This window comes from uncultured Chitinophaga sp. (assembly GCF_937874145.1).
Classification (GTDB): domain Bacteria; phylum Bacteroidota; class Bacteroidia; order Chitinophagales; family Chitinophagaceae; genus Chitinophaga.
Map to the genome: position 1 here is coordinate 1 of NZ_CALNBI010000019.1, position 3,687 is coordinate 3,687.

The following is a 3,687-nucleotide window of genomic DNA, read 5'->3' on the forward strand; positions in this document are numbered from 1 at the left end:
ACGTTCTGTGTGACGGTTGCAGCACAACCTTCTGCCGACGTGGCTTCCAGCGTAACCGGATACGTACCGGGCGCGGTGAAGGGCGCCAGGGGATTTCGCGTGGTGGAAGTACGGCCACCGCCGAAGTTCCAGCGCCAGCTGCCGGGGCTGCCTACTTCTATTTTGGTGGCATCGTTTAATTGCAACGGATCGCCCAGGCAAAGCCGGTCCGGCGTAAAAGCGGTTTCGGGCCAGGAGCCGATGGTGACGGTATTGCGGAGCGTGTCGGAGATGCACCCGCTGTTGTCTTCGATCACCATTTTCACTTCATATTTACCCGCGGCCGGATAGGTGTGCGCCGGGGGAAGCGGATCGGTTAATTTGGTGCCGTCGCCCAAATCCCAGTACCAGCGCGTAATAGCGCCGAAAGTGCTGGAGTTGTCGCGGAACGTGACCGGCGTACCGTCGCACAGGATCTGCCCGTTGTCGAACTGGAACTCGGGATGAAGGGCGGCGCAAAATTGCTGCAGGTTGGAAGCACCCGCCGTGGCCCCGGCGAAGCCCCAGTACACCATCGGGTCGTTGCCGAAAACTTGTCCGACCAGGTCGATCACCGTGGTAAGCCGCAGCTGCCCGTCGACCCAGATATCGAACTGATGCGCCGTGGCGTTCCAGCGGATGCGGAACAGGTGCCATTGGCAGTCTTCAATATTATCCTGCCCCGCGATCAGCTGCGTGGGCCCGGCGATATTCTGAGGCGCGCTGTGGTTCGATTCGCCGTTGATTTGAATGGAGATATGATCGAAAGCGGGATCGCTTTCATCTGCGTTATGCCAGGTATCGATGAGGATGCCCACCGAAGGCGTAATGCCCTGGAAGCCTAGTCCCTGCCCGTTCCCACCGAGGTTGGTGCCTTCTGTCTGCAAGACGAACCCGATGCCGTCGGCCCCGGACTGGTCCTTACACCCGAGAAATATTTCGAAAGTATAATCGAAGGATTGGTTCAGGCTGATTTTATTCTTATTCCATACCGATCCGCTGGATTGCAGCCGGTCTTCCGTGAGCACATAGCAATTGCAGCTCTGCTGTGTAGCGGAGCCGTTGAGAATATATGGCTGCTGTACCTGTGCCCATGCGGGAGCCAACGCAAAAAACAGGCAGGAAATAAGGCTGAGTGCGCTCTTCATGACAGGAGTCGGCGATAGGCGTACAAGATAGTCAAAAAAGCATGCGATGGGGAACGCCACGGGAAAAACAACGCAGAATTTACTGGTTTGGGTAAGATGGCAGCGTGCCGATCACCGGGTTTGATGGCATGCGCCGGACTAAATAGCCCGATTGCCCCGGAAATGTCTAAATTAGCACCTCCAAGAAACGTGTTTATGGAATGGAAGAATGGCAGCACCTACGCGGCCGCTGCAAATGTAGCCGGAACGATTGAAACGCATTTCCTGCGGCACCAGGACGAAGCCCGTGCCCGGCAGGAAGACGACGGTTTGGCCAGTGTGCCCTCCGCCCGCCTGATCGAGCAGATCATTGACGTGGCATTCTGGGCCAGTTTACGGAAAGAGGAAGGCCTCCCTACCCGCATATCCATCGCTTACCTGCAACCCGCGGAAGCGGGCAAGCCCATGCTGTTCGAGCACCGGTTGCCGTATTCACCGAAAGTGCTGGCCAAGCTCGCTCCCGGCGTGGAGCGCGCGGGCGTGCATGTGGGGATATGGGAAGAAAACGGGGAAATGTATATCTGGGGCACCACGCTCACCCTACCGAAATACTGCTTCGTGCTCGACGTTTCGGAACCGGGGCTCCTGGTGGTGAAGCACCGCCGTGCAGCAGGGCTCGGCAAGTTCATTAACGTGGCCGTATTGCAGGGCGATTCGGTGAAAGTCGTGAATGAACAATGCGGCATCAAGACGGATTGCCCCGGCATGCTCACTTCCCTGCTCGGCATTCACTCCTCCCCGCTCTGGAATCACCCGGTGAACGTACTGATACAGATCGCGGTGTCGATGCGGGCGCACCGGCGCGGGGGCACCCTGCTGGTCACCCCGCACCAGCACGAAAAATGGAAAGATTCCATCGTGCAGCCGCTCACTTACCCCGTGTCCCCCGCTTTCAGCGGCGTGGCGGACCTCATCCGGCAGGACGGCGAAGCTTCCAGCGAAATCTACTGGCAAAACGCCCTTCGCCGCGAAGTGGCTTACGTCACGGGGCTCACGGCGGTAGACGGCGCCACCGTCATCAACGACCGCCACGAGCTGCTGGCATTTGGCGCCAAGATCACCCGCGCGGGCGCTTCACGGCCCATCGAGGAAGTGTTGCTGACCGAGCCGGTGACCGACCGCCAGCCGCTGCTCATGCATCCTTCCCGCCTCGGCGGCACCCGCCACCTTTCCGCCGCGCAGTTCGTGTTCGACCAACGCGACGCACAGGCACTGGTGGCATCCCAGGATGGGTATTTCACCGTCTTCTCCTGGTCACCCGAATCGCAGATCGTGATGGCGCACCGGATCGACGTGCTGCTCATCTGACCTATTTTCTGATCCCTGATTTCAAAGCTATGTCACAACAAACGATCGACAGCCTCCGCGAGGCGCTGAAATACTCGCCCGACAATGTGCCGCTGCGCCTCCACCTCGCCGAAACCCTCCTGCAAATGGAGCGCTTCGACGAAGCCGAGCAGGAGTTCCGCGAAGCCCTGGGCAAAGCCCCCGGCGAAAAAGCCCTCATCGGCCTGGCCAAAGTGTATTACCGCAAAGGCGCCTACGCCACCTGCAACGTCATCCTGGAAGACCTCCTGCGCACACAGCCCGATAACCTCGACGTGCTCCTGCTCTATACCCGCTCCTCCCTGAAGGAAAACGATATGGACACGGCAGCCCGCACCTACCAGCAACTGCTCGACCTCCATCCCGAATTCTCCGATCCGGAACTGGACAGCAAGCTGCGCGTCCGCAGTTATTCCGGCGACCTGTCTGACGACGACGAGGAATACGATGATGACAATATCACCCAATTCATGCAGAAGCCCGATATAACGTTTACGGATGTGAGCGGGATGGAGCATGTGAAAAAGGAGATCGACGTCAAGATTATCCGGCCCATGCAGCACCCCGAGCTGTATGCCGCTTACGGGAAGAAGACGGGCGGCAGCATTCTGCTCTACGGGCCTCCGGGCTGCGGCAAGACCATGATCGCCAAGGCGACGGCAGGACAGGTGAATGCACGCTTCATCAACGTAGGCCTGAACGAGATCCTGGACATGTACCTCGGCAACAGTGAAAAGAACCTGCACCGGATTTTCGAGTATGCACGGAATAATACGCCCTGCGTGCTGTTTTTCGACGAAATCGACGCCATCGGCGCCAACCGCAGCGATATGAAGCAATCTGCCGGGCGGCAGCTGATCAACCAGTTTTTGCAGGAGCTCGACGGCGTGGAATACGACAATTCCGGCATCCTCATCCTCGGCGCCACCAATACGCCCTGGCACATGGACCCCGCGTTCCGCCGGCCCGGCCGGTTCGACCGGATGATTTTCGTTCCGCCGCCGGACCAGCCCGCGCGCACGGCCATGCTGCAGAAAAAATTGCAGAACAAACCGGTGGAGCAGATCGATTATGCATCCATCAGCAAACAGATCCCCGAGTTCTCCGGCGCCGACATCGAAGCCGTGATCGATATGGCCGTGGAAGCGAAGCTGGA

The 3,687-nt window shown here is 58.9% G+C and carries 3 protein-coding genes; 2 read left to right on the plus strand and 1 reads right to left on the minus strand.

Features of this window, described 5'->3' with window-relative positions:
* A partial coding sequence (locus Q0510_RS00605; protein WP_298707294.1) for a PKD domain-containing protein occupies positions 1-1,166 on the minus strand: 1,166 nt, incomplete at its 3' end.
* 195 nt (positions 1,167-1,361) lie between these two features.
* On the opposite strand from Q0510_RS00605, the gene Q0510_RS00610 reads away from it, so the two are divergent.
* Together Q0510_RS00610 and Q0510_RS00615 are read left to right on the plus strand one after the other, a co-directional pair.
* Positions 1,362-2,513: a putative sensor domain DACNV-containing protein gene (locus Q0510_RS00610; protein ID WP_298707295.1), complete on the plus strand. Its 1,152-nt coding sequence runs from the start codon at positions 1,362-1,364 to the stop codon at positions 2,511-2,513.
* 29 nt (positions 2,514-2,542) lie between these two features.
* The coding region (locus tag Q0510_RS00615) for an AAA family ATPase (protein ID WP_298707297.1) at positions 2,543-3,687 on the plus strand (1,145 nt) is incomplete at its 3' end.

Coding starts and splice junctions, on each gene's coding strand:
- Q0510_RS00610 (WP_298707295.1), top strand. CDS start 1,362: ATGGAATGGAAGAATGGCAGCACCTACGCGGCCGCTGCAAATGTAGCC.